Here is an 18,096-nt window from a genome sequence, read left to right as displayed (position 1 = left end):
TTTACAAATATTGCCTGTAAAAAAGAGACTCCACACTGTTTTAAAAGTCAGTATCTGGAGTCTCTTTTTATAGAGATATCTTTATACTTCTTGTTTGGTTTCGGTTTTATCAATGATATTTGTTCCAACCAGATCACCAGTGACATTTAGAGCAGTACAACCCATTCCAACGAGTGCATCAACAGCTGTTAACAGACCTACTGCTTCGATAGGTAAGCCCAACTGTGCGAAAACGGTTGCTATCATAATAATGCCTGCACCTGGAACACCCGCTGTACCAATAGAAGCCAATGTTCCTATCAATACGACTTGCAATATGTCGATAAAACTCAATGGATCCCCAACAATGTTGGCTGCAAATACAGCTGAAACGGCTATGCGGATTGCTGCTCCATCCATGTTAATAGTTGCTCCTAATGGTAGACTAAATCCATATAAGCTCTTTGATAACCCCAAATTTTTGGCTGCATCCAACGTCAAGGGCAATGTACCCGCACTACTCTGTGTAACAAAAGCGGTGATCATCGGCGTTCGCGCTTGGCTGAAAAAATTACTCGGACGGACTTTTGATAATAGCATTAGGATAAGGTAAAAGCCAAGCTGTACGATTAAAGCCACGTATAGAACAGCAACCATGCTTCCCAAAGATAATAAAGTATCTGCCCCTTGGTTACCGACTGTTACTGCAATAATAGCAAAAATTCCGATCGGCACATATTGAAGCACGACCTTCATGATTGATAAAGTTGCTTCGTTTAGAGCATCTATCACTTTATAAACGTGTTCACCTAATTCCGTATGTCCTTTAGATGCCCTTAAAGAAGATATCGCAATACCAAAAGCGAATGCTGTGAAGATGATCCCTAACAGATTCAGTTCACTGAATGCCGTAACAATATTTTCAGGCACGATATTTAATAGAACACTGATGATACCTGGATTTTCAGGAACTTGAAATGCTTCACTAGAATCAAGGTTCATACCACTTCCAGGGTTGAAAATACTTGCAACAGTTACGCCAACGATAATTGCCAAAGCGGAAGTTAGTAGATAATAGACAAATACCTTTCCCCCCATTCGTCCCAAACTTCCAATCTTTGTTTGATTCACACCTACGATTAACGTGAATAAAACGAGTGGGACAATAAGGAACTTAAGCAGACGAATTAAAAGATCGCCAAAAGGTGATAGAACTGCCGCTTGCTGCCCAAAAATCAAACCAATAATAATGCCGAACACTAGCGCAACGGTGATTTTTAAAATAAGCGATGCATGAATGTAGCTTCTCCAAACGGTTTTCATAAACCGACCTCCAAATTAGAAATAGTTTTTTAATATAATAGTATTGTATTCTGATAATTATACTTGGTATTGTCCCTAATAAGTTACAGCACATTGATTTAAGTGTCAAAATCAATGCTTACGTAAATTAGTAAGTAGGTATTGTGAACTGGTTGCATTTTAATTTTTGTTAAATAGTAACATGTAAAATAAGGATTAACCATTGTAACGTATGTTATGTTCTGTTATGTGGATTTCATACTATGTTATACTTTTTAGTAACAATTATTTTTAATGATGATAGGTATTTAATTTGAGGTGAATTCATGGATGCAAAACTTATTTTAAATAAACTAAATAAGCATACTCCATCGATACTTGGCAGTGAACAGTTTTCCAAATTTGCAGTTCTGTTGCCCCTTGTACAGATGAATGAGGAGGTTCATATTCTATTCGAGATTCGTTCCAGTGCAATGAATAGGCAGCCTGGAGAAATTTGTTTCCCAGGAGGCAAAATGGAACCGAAAGATAAGACGGAACAGGATGTGGCCATTAGAGAAACAGTAGAAGAGCTGGGTATTAATAGAAATGCCATATCAGATATTTCTCCTTTAGATTATTTAGTTTCTCCATTTGGCATGATTGTCTACCCATATGTAGGGCAAGTGAACAACTTAGATTGTATTACGCCAAATCAGTCAGAGGTAGAGGAAGTATTTACAGTACCGCTATCCTTTTTTCTAGAAAAAGAACCCAAGGTTTATCATGTAAACTTTGAGGTGCAACCAGAGGAAAATTTCCCATTTGATCTGATTGCAGGCGGCCGAAATTATAATTGGCGGACAAGTAAAATGGATGAATATTTCTATGTGTTTGAGGACAAAGTGATTTGGGGACTAACTGCTAGAATACTAGTCCACTTTATTGAGCTTGTTCGGAAGAGTAGTTAAGACGTGCATTGAAAGGTTAGATGCCCGTGGAAATAAAGAGGGAATTGATGCTCAATTTTCAATTTATGAAGAAAAATTAGCTTAATGCAGGTGCAATAGATTATAAGTAGGTGTTAGTTTCAATGGTAATAAGAAACGAGGAAGATATAATTAAAGCTATAAGAGAAGATGAATGGATGATGAATTTATTAAAAACTGTAAAAGTATTAAATTTGCCTGATTGGTGGATTTGTGCAGGATTTGTTCGTTCAAAAATATGGGATGTGGTACACAATTTTAGTTCAAGGACTCCATTACCAGATATTGATGTAATTTACTTCGATTCGAGAAAAGTAGATGAATTAGAAGAAAAAAAGATTGAAGAAATGTTAAAATCCTTTGTGTCCGATATCCCTTGGTCAGTAAAAAATCAGGCAAGAATGCACATTAAAAGTAACATGCCTCCCTATTCATCATCTATCGACGGTATTTCCAAATTTCCAGAGACAGCTACATCTTTAGGTGTCAAATTAGATGAAAAAAATGATATTAAATTAATAGCCCCTTGGGGAATTAATGATGTTGTGAATTTAGAAGTAAGACCTACACCATTTTACGACAAAAAAGAAAGAATTAAAGTTTACAATAGTCGAGTTACCAAAAAGGGTTGGGATAAAATTTGGAATAGGGTAAAGGTTTACGGTATCAATAATTCTTAGGATGCTATCGGATGCAAGCCTTATTAGAACAATAGTTATCATTTCAGCAGCCTTGTTGTGTTAATGTGGCAGTTTTTGTTGAAGAAGATAAAGGAGAGTGATTTTTTGCTGAAAATTTTACGTTATGTTTTCTCGGTTGTAGGCATTTTATTTGCTGTATATGGACTAATCACGAAAAATTTAGAGTTTCAGCCATACATGATGTTATTCTTAGGTCTAATGATGTTGGTTATGGGGTTAGAAGAATTTCAAAAAGAGCGAAAAGCCTATGGTTGGTTATTTTTTGTTGTCTTTTTACTTTCTTTATTTGTATCAATTAAAGGGTTTTTATTAAAATGAAGATAAATGGAATAGTAGGGTTTTTTAATCTTTAAATGGTTTTAGGGTTTTAGAACCCCACCTCTAAGCGAAGCGTAGGTGGGGCTTTCCAACAGAAGTGCCATGTAATTGACAGTCCTGTTTTGTTCTCTAGTGTCAATATAAACTCTTACAGAGGCTTGATTCATTAAATTTCTAAACCATTTTATACCAATATTTTTTTAAAAGGATACCTTGCATTATGTAGTAATGTAAATACAATGAATAGTATAGGTGGTGAGAATCATTGGAGATAAACAAAGAGGTGTTAAAAGGTCATATTGATACGCTAATCTTGTCTCTTTTACATAGCAGGGATATGTATGGCTATGAATTAGGAAAGTTCGTTCGAAAAAAAAATGACAATCAATTCGAATTAAAAGAAGGAACACTTTACCTATCCTTAAAGCGATTGGAAAAGAATAAATGGATTGAATCGTATTGGGGAGATGAGCAAGGTGCAGGTGGAAGGCGTAAATACTATAAATTAACGTCATTAGGTGAAGAGGGTTTTATACAAAAACGAAAGGAATGGGAATTTGTAAAAAATATCATTGATTCTTTTTTAGAAGGGGGAGGGAAAAATGAAAAAAATTGATAAGTATATTGATTCAGTTTATCAAGACTTTGATGGAACGGAAAAGGAAATCAAAGAATTAAAAGTGGAAATGCGGTCTCATCTATTGGAAATTGTTGAGGAATTAAAAGCAGAAGGTAAATCTGAAAGCAAAGCTGTACAAATAGCGTTAAATCGATTTGGTGATGAAGCACAACTTTCACATGGGTTAATGGAATTTTTTGAAGCGCAAAAGCTTTTTGCCAAGAAATTATTACGGTTTTCCATTGGTGTATGCATAGTTGGAATCATTGGACTTGGTTGGCTAGTAATCTTAAATCAAATGGAACAAAACGAGCGTAAGGACTTGATAAGTAATATTGCAGCACAATTAAACGAGGATACTGAATTTTCCACAGCAGAGGAAGATGAAGTCTTAAAACAAGTCAATTATTTTAGTGATTCTTTGAAAATATTACACCTCTCCATTTACTACTCTGAGGATGGGATGGAAGAAGCTTTTCCAGCAAAAGTTGAGAATGCTGAATATGTTTTTCATAACATATCGCCAGTTAATAATGAGCTTGTTCCTACAAAAGGCTATGCTTTAAATGACAAGTGGTTTATGCAAATTCAATTTGATGACAATCGAAACAATTATATAGCTCTTATTACGTTAGGCATTTTCATTGTATTTGGGGTGCTTATTATCATTTGGTCAATCCTAAATACCTACATCAAGAAATATAAAAGGAGGAAAAATGATGATTAAAAAAGTCATCATTGCATTATTATCAACTGTTATATTTAGCGTTTTATTAGGTGGAATCAATTATATAACGATGTCTGATAAAACAATTGAAGGTTTATGGGGACCAATGTTCTTTTTTGGATTGTACTCTTTACCTGGTTTCTTTTTTCTTGGAATTCCATTATCTGTTTTGATTGAAAAAATCACCTATCAAAAATCCTTTAAATCAAATGTATCGCTTTATTTCACTAAGTTTGTTTTATATTTTGTAACAGGAGCAATTGCAGCATTTGTCTTTATGATGATTTTAGCGATAGCCGAAAGTGAAATTTACTTGATTGGACAAGAATTAGTATCGTATATGATGTATGGAGTTATCGCTTCACTGATTTACTATCATATATCACTAATTATTGGTGGGAACAAAAAATGATCAAAACAAATGTAGCTTATTCTGAATGAGAAAGTTCACCCTTATTCTACTAAGGGCCAGATTTTTGAACCAGATTGTCAATATCTATGTCGTGTTAATAACTTTAGAATAATAAAGGGGTTTGATTTAATGAACTTAGAACGAGGTGATTATGATTTTAATTTTATTTGGTTTTTTAATATCTTTCATTACCGTCATATTATTTTTAATTTTATGTGCAAAGATAATAATTTTTTTCATTAAAAAGAAGCCTTTTCCTAAAAAATTACTGATTGCAACGTTGTCTGGGGTTGTACTGATTTCTTCAATCTATATATATGAAACGTACTTTTTTACATTTAGTGAAATTGATAGAGAATTCATCCAACAGGGACCTGGACCTGTTACATCACCCATAGAAGAATATACAGCTAATGCTTATTATGAACCATATGGTGGTGCAGCAGGCGGTGTTAACGTATGGGTTGAAATCACAAACAATAATGAGAAAAATAAAGTTCAAACTGTTTATTATAGTGATGCAAAAAGTAATTTTTCTATGGAATGGATGGATGAAGATACGCTGTACATTCAAAATGACGAACCTGATTATCCAAATTCAAATAGAAGTATCGAATTAGAAATCGGTAAAGAAATTTACCACGAAAATGGTTTGGCTTGTAAAAGTTTGTTAATGAAAGACGAATATGAGACTTGCTACCAAAACTAATAATATTTAATGCACTATCGGGTGGCAATTGTAAAACAATTTTAAATTTTACTGAAGCCAAAGTATGCATTATTTTATTCACTCATATGCATTTTGGCTTCTTATTATCCTGTTAAGCTAGTATTCATTGGTAAATATATTGGTGATGTATGGTAAACCTCTTGACATTGGTGAAAAAGATGGCAAGGGTGGTGAAATTTTGTTGCGGTAATCAATAAGAGAGGTGGATTTTCATTTCTTATATAAATCTTTATACGCAACTAATTCAAGGTGCTTGCAACTAGAGTTGCTGTTAGGATATAACGTTTTGGCGCATTTCCGACATATCGGAAGGGATAGCAGGTCACAACGGTAAGAATGGGTTTTTTGGAAGGGACAATTATTGTTCTATCATCCTTATCAACGATTTGTTGCTTTGTTATTTTATAAGTGAAAGCACCTTTGTTTGTTTCAGTAATGATAACATCTCCCATTTCAAGTTCTCCTAGTCTACGAAAAACGGAGTCTCGATGACCTGCAAGTACGGAGTTGTCTGCTACCCCAGGGAGTACGCTTTGGCGAAAGTGTCCAACTCCTTTTTGAGTTGATCTGCTTCTGATCCCTCTATTAATGGAAATTCTTTATCCAATCTTGGAATCGTTAATTTGCCAAAAACTGCACCTATCTTTGGGCGTTTTTTATGCTCGTAAGCTATGCTTTCTTATACTTTGTACTATTTAGTGCACTTTTTTTATGCTTATTTTATGAGCTTGTTTAAGTCATATGTACAAAAAGGATATTGTCATAACAGTATTCATCAAGTCAACACGGTGTTATAGAAGGAACAATATCGAACCACTGTATTATAAATAGAAACACAATCTCTTCAAACCTAATAGGATAGTGTTGATCACTATGGTTAAAATAGTGGCAGTAGTATTCATTTGGAGGTTTGTCGATGAAACAGGAAAAAGTAAAAGGCAAAGTAGTGAATGCGAAGGCGAAAAGGGCTAAGGTGAAGATCATTTTGGTGCTTGCTATGCCAGCGGTAATCGAGAATTTTTTCCAAACTATTTTAGGGTTTGTTGATACTTATTTCGTGTCTAAAATAGGCTTGGCTGAGGTTTCTGCTGTTGGCGTGACAAATGCAGTGTTGGCAATTTATTTTGCGCTTTTTATGGCGATTGGAGTAGCATCCAATGTTCGTGTTGCGAATGCATTAGGAGCTGAAAAACCAGAAAGAGCGAGGCATATTGCTCAGCAGTCGATTTTGCTCTCTGTTATATTTGGGATACTAACTGGCATTATTACACTGTTTTTTGCGGCTCCACTTTTAAAACTGATGGGAATTGAAGCAAACGTACTGTCGGCTGGAGAGACGTATTTGAAGATTGTTGCAATTCCTTCCATATTTATGTCCCTAATGTTTGTAATGAGTGCTAACTTGAGGGGCGCGGGTGACACAAGATCGCCAATGAAAGTAAGTATTGTTATTAACATTGTTAATGGATTGCTTGATTATGTTCTTATATTTGGAATATGGTTTTTTCCTGAACTGGGCATTGTCGGAGCAGCTCTAGCAACTGTTTTTTCAAGATTGGTTGGAACAATGGTGTTACTCTATTATAATCAACGGTCACCAGTACTCTCGTTTAAAAAACAATTCTGGCAACCAGATAAACAACATTTGTGGGAATTAACTACATTAGGGAGCCCTGCGGCAGGCGAGCGGCTTGTAATGCGCGTTGGTCAAATTGTTTATTTTGGATTTGTAGTTGCTCTTGGAACGAATGTGTTTGCGGCACATCAAATTGCAGGGAATGTTGAAGTTTTCTCCTATATGATTGGATATGGTTTTGCGACTGCTGCTACGATACTGGTTGGACAGCAGATTGGTGCTGGAAAAAAGGGTGAGGCTGTTTTATTTGCCAAGCTTTGTACTTGGCTGGCTGTCGGGTTTATGTCCATTCTTGGTGCGGTGTTATTTTTTCTCGGAAATTGGGCTGGTGGTTTTTTTACTGATGACCCTAAAGTTATACAAAACATCGGAACGGCGCTTAAGATATCGGGTGTTTTTCAACCGTTTCTTGCTGTATTGTTAATTTTAACCGGTGCATTTCAAGGTGCTAACAATACAAAGTTTCCGATGTATCTTACAGCTGTAGGGATGTGGGCTATCCGAACGGTGCTTGTCTATCTATTAGGAATTAGGTTAGGATGGGGACTTGCGGGTGTTTGGGTTGCCATCGGACTTGATATTGCAGCAAGAGCGATTGTATTGACTGTGAAATTTAAAAAAGGGAATTGGATGAAACTTGAGAAAATAAGAGAAGTGGAATCAGAGTGCCATCCACAAACAACGAAAGAAACAATGTCTGGTACAGCAAATAACTATTAAAGTGCGAACAACCTATTAAAGTGTGAACATCCTATAGAGTCGCTCTCTATTGGATGTTTTTTTTAGATCAGAAAGTAAAATGTGCCTTTAGGTCACCTCAGTGGGACCATGGCTCGTTAATCATCGAGTTTTCTGTACAATGAAACGTGATGTTCGTCTATACCTAAATAAAGAAAGGTACATAACATACCAGTAATGGATTGATTTTATCAGGGGTTAAGGAGGAAGGGTATTGGAAGTTAACTACACATATACGGATGTTTTGGCTGCTTTTGGTGTTGGGGGAGCCCACCCAGGTAGTCTATCCCTAACGAAAAAAACAGTGAAGAATTTGGGTATAAACGAGCAAAAGCGAATACTTGACGTCGGTTGTGGTACTGGTCAAACAGCTGCCTATATCGCAGAAACATATGATTGTCATGTGACTGGGCTTGATCCCCATCAAGGAATGTTAGACAAAATGGAGCAACGATTAAACGATGCAACGCTGAAGGTTAATATGGTACAAGGTGAAGCGGAGGCACTACCATTTGATAACCAATCCTTTGATATTATTTTATCAGAGTCCGTAACATCTTTTACAGATGCGCCGCAATCATTGAAAGAATATGCAAGAGTTTTAAAGCGAGATGGGATGTTGGTTATGCTTGAAATGACAAAAAAACAGGATGCAACTATCGAGGACATCGATGCGTTGAAAGAATTTTATGGCATCAAGTATATTTTAGAAGAAAGGGAATGGATGACCTATTTGAAAGAAGCAGGGTTTCATGAGGTGAAGGTGAATCGAGTTGCCCCACTAGAGATGCGTGCAGATACAGAGTTTGACCTTTTAGACGATATTGATGATGGGTTATTTGACATTATGGCGAGGCACCAAGAACTGATCGAAACATATGAAGCAACATTGGGTGCCAATATGTATTTTTGTAAAAAAGCAATAAAGTAAACGAATAGTGTATCAAAAGATAGAAGTTCGTACTCTTGCCTCCATAATGAAAAATGTGTGAATGACGTCAACGATTGTCCTGTCCATAACTTTAAACTATGCATATATTATTAGGGAAAACTGGATGAAAGGAGATCGTTTATGTCACAAAATTATTATCATACTTGCTGTAAAAGTGTGGGTAGACCAGTTGCTATACGAACACATGATGGAATCATTCATCGCGGAATTGTGCATCATGTTTCCAGATCACATGTAATTTTGAGACCATTACCTGCTCGTGGTCTAGGAGGATATGGTTTCGGATATAGACGTGGCTACGGCCGTGGCGGATATGGCGGATATGGACATCACTGGGGAATTTCATTTGCGGCAATCGCTGCACTTGCCTTATTACCTTTTTTCTTCTGGTAATAAGAATAAACTAGAGTATTTTTAAGAGCGTGTTAAAAAAGTGCCAAACGATAAGCTGCGCATCCGTGCGATGAAGACGCATTCGGAGCCGAAAACCAGCCGAACGCGCTCTCATCCGTGCGATGAAGACGCATTCGGAGCGAAAAACCAGCCAAACGCGCTCTCATCCGTGCGATGAAGACGCATTCGGAGCGAAAAACCGGCCGAACGCGCTCTCATCCATGCGATGAAGACGCATTCGGGACCAAAAACCAGCCAAACGCGCTCTCATCCGTGCGATGAAGACGCATTCGGAGCGAAAAACCAGCCAAACGCGCTCTCATCCGTGCGATGAAGACGCATTCGGGGCCAAAAACCGGCCGAACGCGCGTCCTGCTCCATCTGCTCGCTTTTAATTATCTGGCTTTTTATACGAAACCTAATGACTTTAATCCTGTTTTCACTCATTATGGTGGCCGATAAGCCATGGAGGTTTTGAACACGCACTTTATAGGAAGTAGATTTATAGTTTGTTGAAATAGTAGCAAACTGGTACAAATAACTCGACAATCGCTAATGAAGATATGCGGATGTCGAGTTATTAATGCATTTTTTTAGAAAAAACGGCTGGACACCCTCTGGAATGGGCTAATCCATTAGCTCTGAAATGATTTCATAGGAACGTAATCGATCCTTTTGATAGTAAATTTGAGAGTTAATGATGACCTCGTCTGCTTTTGTTTCATTTAGGAAATTTTCAAGACTTTGTTTTACTTTGTCTGGATCGCCGACGATGGTTGAACGGGGATCCAACGTTTTCCCTATTGCTGCCCGCTCATGGCTAGTCCATATGTCATCTATATTATCTACTGGCGGTTTCAGTGGTGTTGGATTGCCTCTCGTTAGACTTAAGAATTGCTGCTGTTGAGAGGTTGCTAACCACTTGGCCCTTTCGTCTGAATCTGCTGCAATTATATTTATGCCAACCATTGAATGTGGTTTTTTCAACACTTCAGATGGTTTAAAGTTATCGCGATAGAGTTCAAGTGCTTGTAACGTATAATCTGGTGAAAAATGACTGGCGAAAGAAAATGGCAATCCTTTTTGTGCCGCCAGCTGGGCGCTAAATCCACTTGAGCCTAAGAGCCAGATTGGAATGTCTTGTCCTTCTCCAGGGAAAGCCCGAACCCGAGCAGTTGGATCATGTTGGAAGAAACTTTGTAATTCTTCTAATTGTGCTGGAAAATCTTCAGCACGACTGCTAAGTGTACGACGCAGCGCATACGCTGTTGCTTGATCACTTCCAGGCGCACGGCCAAGCCCAAGGTCGATCCGTCCTGGAAACATTGATTCGAGTGTACCAAATTGTTCAGCAATCACAAGGGGGGCATGATTCGGCAGCATTATACCACCTGAGCCAACGCGAATTTGCTTAGTTGCGCCAGCAATATGACCAATGACAACAGATGTTGCTGAGCTTGCGATACCAGGCATGTTATGGTGCTCTGCAAACCAATAACGGTGAAACCCCCACTTTTCAGCATACTGGGCTAATTCTACGCTATTTGCAAAAGATTGGCTTGCATCGCCATCCTCTGTTATGGGAGCAAGATCTAAAATGGATAAGGGTATGTTATGGAAATGCTTTATTTTAATATTTGTCAACATTGCACACTCCTTCTAGTTCCTTCTTTGTTAAGAAATGATACGGTTTTTAAAAGTAGTCGTCTACTAATTCGACTTCTAATCGTTATGTAAGGTAATGGGTGGTGATTTTAATCAGTTTTTTTCTAAAAAGAGTGGAACAGATGTCCGTTTACATACCAAAAACACTTCCATTGACGAATAGCGAAAAAAATGTCCTCTTTTAAATTTTCATAAAATTTAGTGAAATACGAAACTTTTCACTGTTTTATTCGTACTAGTAAATGACAGGATATTTATGAAGGTTTTTACTTTTTGAGATTAATAGGTATGATAAAATAGTATTAAAAATCCAAAAGTAAAGGAATTTTTTGTATGGAAATTTTAGGATACTCATTAGAAACTGTCTATTTGTTTGGGTTAATTGTTGGTGGTTGTTTCACTTTTATTTACATCATTCTGGGAGATGTATTGGAGGGGATGTTCGAATTCTTATCTGATGGCATATTCAATCCTACTCTCGTACTTTCTTTTATAACCTTTTTAAGTGCTTCAGGGTACTTATTAGAAATATCCACATCTCTTAACAGCCTGCTGATTCTTGTCATTGCACTCGTTCTAGCATTCATATTAGTGATCTTGTTAAATGTGTTCATCCTTATTCCGATTTCATCAGCGGAAGAATCACTTGTTTATTCTGAAGATGATTTAAAAGGGAGAATGGGAAAAGTAATCGTGTCCATTCCGGAAGATGGATTTGGTGAAGTATTTCTATCTGGAAAAAGCGGGTCTATTTCTAAGTCCGCGAAAAGCTTTGAAGATCAACCGATACGAGAGGGGACGGAAGTGTTAGTGGTTGATATTGCTGACGGCGTACTTTATGTATCACCCCGAGAGTCGCTGTTTTTAGACAATTAATAAGTGCGATCAGGACTCATTTGATAGGAGCTCGTATTGCGAGTTTTTATATAGAAGAATTCAAAAAAATATAATAGGGGAGTGGAAGAATGGCGCCAATCATTATTGTCATTGGAATTGTTGTTGTTTTGTTATTAGCTTTAATTGGTGTGTTCGTATCAAAATATCGAACTGCTGGGCCGGATGAGGCATTAATAGTAACAGGAAGTTATTTGGGATCTAAAAATGTGAATGTAGATGAATCTGGGAACAGAATTAAAATTGTTCGTGGTGGGGGAACGTTTATCCTACCTGTTTTCCAGCAAGCTGAGCCGTTAAGTCTACTCTCGAGTAAGCTTGACGTACAAACACCAGAAGTATACACAGAACAAGGTGTTCCCGTAATGGCAGATGGTACGGCCATCATCAAAATAGGTGGCTCCATTAATGAAATTGCTACTGCTGCGGAACAGTTTTTAGGAAAAACAAAAGAAGATCGCGAAAATGAAGCTAGAGAAGTTTTGGAAGGCCACCTTCGTTCAATTCTAGGCACCATGACGGTTGAGGAGATCTATAAAAATCGCGAAAAATTTTCACAAGAAGTACAGCGTGTTGCTTCTCAAGATCTAGCTAAAATGGGTCTTATTATTGTTTCGTTTACGATTAAAGATGTACGTGATAAAAACGGATATCTAGAATCACTTGGTAAACCAAGAATAGCACAGGTGAAGCGGGATGCAGATATTGCAACTGCTGATGCGGAAAAGGAAACACGAATTAAGCGTGCGGAAGCAAATAAAGATGCGAAAAAATCTGAATTAGAACGAGAAACAGAAATTGCTGAATCCGAAAAAACGAACCAAATGAAAACTGCCGAATACCGCCGGGAACAAGATAGCGCAAAAGCACGTGCTGACCAAGCCTACCACCTTGAAGAAGCGCGCTCGCAACAAGAAGTAACGGAACAAAGAATGCAAGTTCAGATCATTGAACGACAAAAGCAAATTGAATTGGAAGAGAAAGAAATTGCACGTCGTGAAAAGCAGTATGATTCAGAGGTCAAAAAGAAAGCAGATGCCGATCGTTATTCTGTGGAACAAGCGGCAGAAGCGGAAAAAAGGAAAAGGCTTGCTGAAGCTGATGCACATCAATACCACGTGGAATCAATGGCAAAGGCAGAAGCTGAAAAAGTCCGCATCGATGGTTTGGCTAAAGCAGAGGCAGAAAAAGCACAGGGTGAGTCAGAAGCCGAAGTCATTCGCTTGAAAGGTCTGGCTGAGGCAGAAGCGAAACAGAAAATCGCTGAGGCATATGAGCAATATGGGGAAGCGGCAATATTAGATATGATTCTGAACATGCTTCCAGCGTATGCGAAAGAAGTAGCCAGCCCTATTTCAAATATTGATAAAATTACGGTTGTTGACACAGGTAGTAACGGTGAAAATGGTGGCGCAAATAAAGTGACGGGCTATGCAACCAATTTAATGTCAACACTACAAGAGTCATTAAAAGCTTCGTCAGGAATTGATGTAAAAGAGTTAATCGAAAGTTTTTCTGGTAAAGGGACTCCAGGACCTTTGGCACAACCTCAAACACCTGATAAATCACAGCTAAGCTCCAGCAAAGGAACAAAAGCAGACAATACGTTAGAATAGTTTTAGAGATATCAAGTATTATCTAATGGAGAGGATAAACTTTGAAACCATTAATCGGAATAACATCATCAATTGACGTTGATGAACAATCATCGACAGTTGGTACGGATAATATTAAAGCAATTACAAGGGCTGGAGGGCTACCTATTATATTGCCAAACTTTTTGCAGGAGGAAGATATTGATCAAGTTGCAGATACGATCGATGGATTCTATGCGACAGGTGGCTATGATATTGACCCAACATTGTTTGGAGAAGAACCGCATCCGAATTTAGGGGTGATCACTCCAGAGCGTGATCGGTTTGAGGTGGCACTTATCAAGAAGTTATTGGAACAAAATAAACCGATTCTTGCTGTGTGCCGAGGTTGTCAAATCGTGAATATTGCAGCAGGCGGAACGATGTATCAAGATATTTATGCTCAAATGAATCAAGAATTACTGCAACACCAGCAAAAAGCGCCTAAAGGGCATGGGTCCCATTATGTTCAAGTTGAGACCAATTCATTACTGTATGACATAATTGAATCGAGAAAATTAAAAGTGAATAGTCGTCATCACCAAGCAAATAGGGAAGTACCGTCAACATTCAAGATCAGTGGAAAAGCAAACGATGGTGTGATTGAGGCGATAGAAAGTAGTAAACATACCTTTGTTCTTGGACTTCAATGGCACCCAGAAAACATGGCAGCAACTGATGACATAACTTCCTTAAGAATTTATCAGTCGTTTATTCGTGCATGTCAGAAGTGAAAGAAGTATAGGTGAAAAGATTCAGATATAAGAATCTGTTTATAAAATTAGGAAGATTAACAAGGAGTTTAGCAGGCCAAATCACCAGGTCTGCTTTTTCCTTATTATTTTTTGTAAAAACATAAAGGTGGGATTAGGTGCTTTCAATATTTTATGGAGCTTGTTTTTAGAGGATGTTCAAAAAGTCCCCAAATGATAAGCTGCGCATCTCGGGCCCACACGATGTGGGTCATGCAGGCGTTGCCACAGGACGTGGCGGTCTTAGCCTGTATTCCTTAAATGGCTTGTTTTTCCGTTACTCAAAACTACGCCGCCTCGACCTGCTTGCTTCTAATTTATCGACTTTTTGAACACGCACTTTTAGTAATATTTATTATTGTTATGACTTACCTTGATAAAAGAAAACAAAAAAAGAGATTTCATAGTCCATATCGTGAAAAAACAGAGCAGGAGAAAGAAGTTGAACGAGAAGTTGCAAAAGCTAAATCTCAACGAGGTGGTTCATCAGGAGGAATTGGTGGAGGAGGAAGTAGTTAATTTATTTATCAATCTAACTTATTAAACTAATGCAAACTGGCGATTATGGAATAAGCAAGTAGGTACTAACTAAACAGATGAAATTAAAATTTTAAATAGAGAAGGTGTGCGAATATGCCCTATGTGAAAACAGATAGACTAATATTAGCTACTTTTACAATTGAAATGATGAAAGCCTCGTTAGTTAGCAATAGAGAAATTAGAAAAGCTCACAAATTTTAATGTTCCTTCCGAATATCCTATGGATGTTTATAAAAAATTACTTCCATATAAAATTGAACGATTTAGTCAGTATCCTGAAGAAAATGTGTGGGAAGGTATTATCATTCGCACCGAAGATAATGTCATTATTGGTGATATGGGATTTAAGGGTGGACCAGACGAAAATGGAGAAATGGACCTAGGATATAGCATTCTCCCAAGCTATCAAGGTAATGGTTATGCTACTGAAATGGCAACTGCATTTGTTCAGTGGGGTCTTAAACAACCAAAAGTTAAAAAAATAACAGCAAGCTGTTCTAACCAAAACTATCCTTCTATACGGGTGTTAGAAAAAGTAGGTTTTAAACAAATTGGGAAAGAAGACAATGAAATCTACTGGGTTATTGAAGATTTTCGCTAGACTCGGGGCTGTTCCTCCACTCCCATTACAGGAGATTCATCAGTTGTACCCCTACCTTCGCAAGAATTACTGTCCAACTTTTAATGTTCCTACTTCAACTAACCATTTATCAATTGCCTTAACTGAGAAATAGAACTCATTTCCAATCTTTATATATGGAATTCCGCTTTTTATAATATCTTCACTAATAAACATTTGAATTTCCTCTTCTGTGATTCCGAGATAGTCTCCTAATTCAGATTGGGTTAACAATAGTGTTTCATGTGTCGTTTCCATATCATTTTTTTCAATAAGCATACGTTCTCCATTATTATTTAATCCACTTGAAATGAACCAACTGCCAATAACAATAGCAATCGCTAATGAAAAAATTGACGTAGCAATTAAATTATTTTTCATTTTATTTCCCCCCATTGTCTTAAATGTCCTTATTCAATTAACGGGCCGTTAGTTTGATGGGTATTTGAAATATCCGAGGGTACATCAAACATGTCCTAATTCGGGATGGTTTCCGTAGCCCTGCCATGAATTGGCCTTTTATCTTTAATGTCATCGTTATATATATGACATGCTACGTAATGCTTATCTTCTACCTTTTGCCACTTAGGTATCTGTTGTGCACATGCTTCCATAGCAAATGGGCAACGGGTACGGAAAACACAACCACTTGGGGGATCAATAGGGCTAGGCAATTCACCTTGTAAGATCATTCTCTCCCTGGTTTCCTCTACATCGGGATCTGGTATCGGGATTGCCGATAAAAGTGCTTTCGTATAAGGATGTAATGGATTGCTGTAAAGCTGTTCACTTTCAGTAAGCTCTACCAGGTTGCCTAAGTACATCACACCGATTCGATCGGAAATATGTTTAACCATGGATAGATCATGTGCAATGAATAGATAGGTTAGTCCTTTTTCTTCTTGCAGCTTTTGTAACAGGTTTACGACTTGTGCTTGTACAGATACATCTAAGGCAGAAATTGGTTCATCTGCAATAATAAAATCTGGATTTAATGCTAAAGCACGTGCAATTCCTATTCGTTGACGTTGACCGCCGCTAAATTCGTGAGGATAACGATTTGCATGGTCCCGACTTAATCCAACTTCTTCTAGTAGTTGATACACACGCTCAAGACGTTCCTTTTTGTTTCGATACAGGCCGTGAATTTCCATAGGTTCGGAAATGACCTCGCTAACTGTTGAGCGCGGGTTTAGCGAAGCATAAGGGTCTTGAAATATCATTTGCATGTTTTTTCGAAATGAAAAGGTCTCTTTTTCATCTAACTCATGAATATTTTTTCCGTCAAAAAGAACTTCTCCGTCGGATCGATCATATAACCCCATAATAGTCCGGCCAATTGTTGATTTCCCACAGCCTGATTCACCAACAAGCCCAAATGTCTCACCTTTATACACATCAAAGCTTACACCGTTCACTGCTTTTAATGTCTGCCCTTTTCCGATGTGGAAGTGCTTCTTTAAATTCGTAACTTTTAATGTACGATCTTTCTTCATGTTTTACCCCTCCATTCCAGTAAATCACTGCACCCCAGGTTGAATTTGTAATGTTTTGTCTACACTTGATAGCTTTGCCATTGCACCTAGTGGTACGGAGAAATGTGGAGAACAATGTCCGATTTTAAAGCCACTCATAACAGGAATATTTAAATCAGCAAAATAATCTTGTAGGACCTCTTCCAATGTTAGGGATGATTTTCCTTCTTTCGGTATGGCATTGTTAAAGTCACCAACAACAATACCCGCTGCATCATCAAATTTTCTAGTCATTTTAAGCTGATTAAGATAACTGTCAATTCGATATGGCTCTTCGCCAATGTCTTCGATCACTAGTAATTTGCCACTCGTGTTGATTTCAAATTTCGTACCAAGTGTGCTTATTAAAAGGGAAAGATTTCCGCCGACTAATGGGCCGATTGCTTCACCGTCTGAGAGTACTTGTAATGGACTAATTGCCTCGGTATAAGCTAAGTGCGTTGGTTCGAAAGTTTGTTTAAACATTTTTTTGGAGAGTGTTGCAAAATCCTTTGTACCAATATCGGAACTCACCATTGGACCATGGAAGGTAACGAGATCTGTTTGTTGCCGTATGGCGGTATGCAAAAAGGTGATATCACTATACCCCCAGAATATTTTTGGATTTTTCATAATCACATCATAGTCTATTTGCGAGGCTAATCGTGCTGTCCCATAACCACCTGATGCACAAATAATACCTGAGATGGAGTTATCTCTGAACATATCATGCACATCGTCTAAACGTTTCTGGTCAGTGCCAGCTAAATAACCATACGTACTGGTTACGTGTTTTCCTAGCTTCACATGTAAACCAAGGGATTTTAAGAAAATGATGCCTTTTTCCAGATTCTCAAGGTTGGGAGGACTAGCTGGTGCAATTATTCCAATTGTATCCCCTATGTGTAATCTTTTAGGTAAAAGCATGTTGTTCACCTCTATCGTTCGTTTAGAGAAAAGAAAATGGGTCTTCACATTTTTGCTCGGGTGGTACGCGTTCGAT

The 18,096-nt window shown here is 37.7% G+C and carries 21 protein-coding genes; 15 read left to right on the top strand and 6 right to left on the bottom strand.

What is annotated here, in order from left to right; translation table 11 throughout:
• Positions 1 to 81 precede the first annotated feature (81 nt).
• Positions 82 to 1,302, bottom strand: coding sequence for a dicarboxylate/amino acid:cation symporter (locus tag NC797_RS08295; RefSeq protein WP_272436311.1), 1,221 nt, complete (start codon positions 1,300 to 1,302; stop codon positions 82 to 84).
• A 305-nt stretch (positions 1,303 to 1,607) separates the two neighbouring features.
• Between NC797_RS08295 and NC797_RS08290 the strand changes: the two genes are divergently transcribed.
• The 7 genes from NC797_RS08290 (at position 1,608) to NC797_RS08260 (ending at position 5,735) form a co-directional block, all read left to right on the top strand.
• A complete protein-coding gene (locus NC797_RS08290; RefSeq protein ID WP_272436310.1) occupies positions 1,608 to 2,231 on the top strand; it encodes an NUDIX hydrolase in 624 nt (207 codons plus the stop codon).
• 122 nt (positions 2,232 to 2,353) lie between these two features.
• Complete coding sequence (locus tag NC797_RS08285; RefSeq protein ID WP_272436309.1) at positions 2,354 to 2,929, top strand: nucleotidyltransferase family protein; 576 nt, start codon at positions 2,354 to 2,356, stop codon at positions 2,927 to 2,929.
• A gap of 105 nt (positions 2,930 to 3,034) precedes the next feature.
• Complete coding sequence (locus NC797_RS08280; protein ID WP_272436308.1) at positions 3,035 to 3,268, top strand: DUF3953 domain-containing protein; 234 nt, start codon at positions 3,035 to 3,037, stop codon at positions 3,266 to 3,268.
• 265 nt (positions 3,269 to 3,533) lie between these two features.
• Positions 3,534 to 3,884, top strand: a complete 351-nt coding sequence (locus tag NC797_RS08275; protein ID WP_272436307.1) for a PadR family transcriptional regulator — start codon at positions 3,534 to 3,536, stop codon at positions 3,882 to 3,884.
• Entirely contained in the window at positions 3,871 to 4,614 is a 744-nt protein-coding gene (locus NC797_RS08270) for a permease prefix domain 1-containing protein (RefSeq protein WP_272436306.1), read from the top strand. Before NC797_RS08275 ends, NC797_RS08270 begins: the two co-directional genes overlap by 14 nt.
• On the top strand, positions 4,607 to 5,026 hold the full coding sequence (locus NC797_RS08265; protein WP_272436305.1) for a hypothetical protein: 420 nt from the start codon (positions 4,607 to 4,609) through the stop codon (positions 5,024 to 5,026). The genes NC797_RS08270 and NC797_RS08265 overlap by 8 nt, the downstream gene beginning before the upstream one ends.
• Positions 5,027 to 5,177: 151 nt before the next feature.
• Positions 5,178 to 5,735, top strand: a complete 558-nt coding sequence (locus NC797_RS08260; protein ID WP_272436304.1) for a DUF5412 family protein — start codon at positions 5,178 to 5,180, stop codon at positions 5,733 to 5,735.
• A gap of 260 nt (positions 5,736 to 5,995) precedes the next feature.
• Here NC797_RS08260 and NC797_RS08255 read toward each other — a convergent pair whose 3' ends face one another.
• A complete protein-coding gene (locus NC797_RS08255) occupies positions 5,996 to 6,334 on the bottom strand; it encodes a sortase (protein ID WP_272436355.1) in 339 nt (112 codons plus the stop codon).
• Positions 6,335 to 6,672: 338 nt separating this feature from the next.
• Here NC797_RS08255 and NC797_RS08250 point away from each other — a divergent pair, with 338 nt between their 5' ends.
• The 3 genes from NC797_RS08250 (at position 6,673) to NC797_RS08240 (ending at position 9,475) form a co-directional block, all read left to right on the top strand.
• Positions 6,673 to 8,112, top strand: a complete 1,440-nt coding sequence (locus NC797_RS08250; protein ID WP_272436303.1) for an MATE family efflux transporter — start codon at positions 6,673 to 6,675, stop codon at positions 8,110 to 8,112.
• Between the two features lie 232 nt (positions 8,113 to 8,344).
• Positions 8,345 to 9,061 (top strand): class I SAM-dependent methyltransferase, encoded by a 717-nt coding sequence (locus tag NC797_RS08245; protein WP_272436302.1) that lies wholly within the window; start codon positions 8,345 to 8,347, stop codon positions 9,059 to 9,061.
• Between the two features lie 141 nt (positions 9,062 to 9,202).
• Positions 9,203 to 9,475, top strand: coding sequence for a hypothetical protein (locus NC797_RS08240; protein WP_272436301.1), 273 nt, complete (start codon positions 9,203 to 9,205; stop codon positions 9,473 to 9,475).
• Between the two features lie 627 nt (positions 9,476 to 10,102).
• Here the strand turns inward: NC797_RS08240 and NC797_RS08235 are convergent.
• On the bottom strand, positions 10,103 to 11,122 hold the full coding sequence (locus tag NC797_RS08235) for an LLM class flavin-dependent oxidoreductase (RefSeq protein WP_272436300.1): 1,020 nt from the start codon (positions 11,120 to 11,122) through the stop codon (positions 10,103 to 10,105).
• A gap of 351 nt (positions 11,123 to 11,473) precedes the next feature.
• On the opposite strand from NC797_RS08235, the gene NC797_RS08230 reads away from it, so the two are divergent.
• The 5 genes from NC797_RS08230 (at position 11,474) to NC797_RS08210 (ending at position 15,561) form a co-directional block, all read left to right on the top strand.
• The gene (locus NC797_RS08230; protein ID WP_272436299.1) at positions 11,474 to 12,016 is read left to right on the top strand and encodes an NfeD family membrane protein; all 543 of its coding nucleotides are present in this window, start codon (positions 11,474 to 11,476) and stop codon (positions 12,014 to 12,016) included.
• An 89-nt stretch (positions 12,017 to 12,105) separates the two neighbouring features.
• Complete coding sequence (locus tag NC797_RS08225; protein ID WP_272436298.1) at positions 12,106 to 13,650, top strand: flotillin family protein; 1,545 nt, start codon at positions 12,106 to 12,108, stop codon at positions 13,648 to 13,650.
• Positions 13,651 to 13,691: 41 nt separating this feature from the next.
• Positions 13,692 to 14,402, top strand: coding sequence for a gamma-glutamyl-gamma-aminobutyrate hydrolase family protein (locus NC797_RS08220; RefSeq protein ID WP_272436297.1), 711 nt, complete (start codon positions 13,692 to 13,694; stop codon positions 14,400 to 14,402).
• 279 nt (positions 14,403 to 14,681) lie between these two features.
• The gene (locus NC797_RS08215) at positions 14,682 to 14,939 is read left to right on the top strand and encodes a hypothetical protein (protein WP_272436296.1); all 258 of its coding nucleotides are present in this window, start codon (positions 14,682 to 14,684) and stop codon (positions 14,937 to 14,939) included.
• Between the two features lie 241 nt (positions 14,940 to 15,180).
• Positions 15,181 to 15,561: a GNAT family N-acetyltransferase gene (locus NC797_RS08210; RefSeq protein WP_272436295.1), complete on the top strand. Its 381-nt coding sequence runs from the start codon at positions 15,181 to 15,183 to the stop codon at positions 15,559 to 15,561.
• A gap of 66 nt (positions 15,562 to 15,627) precedes the next feature.
• On the opposite strand, the gene NC797_RS08205 is transcribed toward NC797_RS08210, so the two are convergent.
• The 3 genes from NC797_RS08205 to NC797_RS08195 form a co-directional block, all read right to left on the bottom strand.
• Positions 15,628 to 15,960 carry a helix-turn-helix domain-containing protein gene (locus NC797_RS08205; RefSeq protein WP_272436294.1) on the bottom strand — a complete coding sequence of 111 codons (333 nt, stop codon included), beginning with the start codon at positions 15,958 to 15,960 and terminating at the stop codon, positions 15,628 to 15,630.
• Positions 15,961 to 16,055: 95 nt separating this feature from the next.
• A complete protein-coding gene (locus NC797_RS08200) occupies positions 16,056 to 17,075 on the bottom strand; it encodes an ABC transporter ATP-binding protein (protein ID WP_272436293.1) in 1,020 nt (339 codons plus the stop codon).
• A gap of 24 nt (positions 17,076 to 17,099) precedes the next feature.
• Positions 17,100 to 18,020 (bottom strand): S66 peptidase family protein, encoded by a 921-nt coding sequence (locus NC797_RS08195; RefSeq protein WP_272436292.1) that lies wholly within the window; start codon positions 18,018 to 18,020, stop codon positions 17,100 to 17,102.
• Positions 18,021 to 18,096 lie beyond the last annotated feature (76 nt).

The organism is Terrihalobacillus insolitus (assembly GCF_028416575.1).
GTDB lineage: Bacteria > Bacillota > Bacilli > Bacillales > Amphibacillaceae > Terrihalobacillus > Terrihalobacillus insolitus.
This window is presented reverse-complemented; position numbering and strand designations above follow the sequence as displayed.